Genomic DNA, 717 nt, shown 5'->3' on the forward strand with positions numbered 1-717 from the left:
TTGCGTGCATAGTCTTTACGAATGAGACTGACCAAATAACGATGCACTTTTGCAGGGTGCATTTGCATCGCTTCAGCAATGTCTTTTAGCATCATAGGTTTATGGTAATCTATAAGCACATCTAGTACAGAGAGACCAATCTCAAGTGATTGAATACCGCCTTGATTCTTATTTACTGCTGTTTCTGTTGATGACATCGATGACTCAGTTGAATAAAAAAACGATTTGATGGTTAGGTTTGACAGGTTTACTACCATGGCTAATTATATAGGTAATAAAGAGCGTTTGGTATATATAGAAAAACGCTCATTACTAATAATACAGTGATAAGTTTGGCCGAATTTTTTGAATGGAATCATGTGTTGCTCAATATCTACAGCTCAGCACTTACAACGACATAGGCAGGAGAATAACTATGATGACACTTTATGGCTACTTTCGTAGTGGCACTTCACACCGTACACGTATCGCGTTGAACCTAAAGGGTTTAGATTACGATGCAATCTCTATTAATTTGGCAAAGGATGAGCAGTCTGAGCCAGTATTTAAAGCTATTAATCCGCAAGGCCTAGTACCAGCCTTACAGACGGACGACTTATTGCTTTATCAAAGCCCAGCTATTTTAGAGTGGTTAGAAGAGGTTTATCCGCACAATCCATTATTGCCCAAAGACGCTGCTGGCCGTATGCAAGTACGAGCGCTAAGTGCGATGATTGG

At 39.9% G+C, this 717-nt stretch carries 2 protein-coding genes; one reads left to right on the forward strand and one right to left on the reverse strand.

The genetic code is table 11. The features are described 5' to 3' along the window. The coding region (locus ACS8FD_RS20455; protein ID WP_439277213.1) for a helix-turn-helix domain-containing protein at nt 1–197 on the reverse strand (197 nt) is incomplete at its 3' end. Between the two features lie 221 nt (nt 198–418). Here ACS8FD_RS20455 and ACS8FD_RS20460 point away from each other — a divergent pair. Continuing rightward, on the forward strand, nt 419–717 hold a 299-nt coding region (locus ACS8FD_RS20460; protein ID WP_439277214.1), incomplete at its 3' end, for a glutathione S-transferase N-terminal domain-containing protein.

This window comes from Psychrobacter sp. 1U2 (assembly GCF_051847575.1).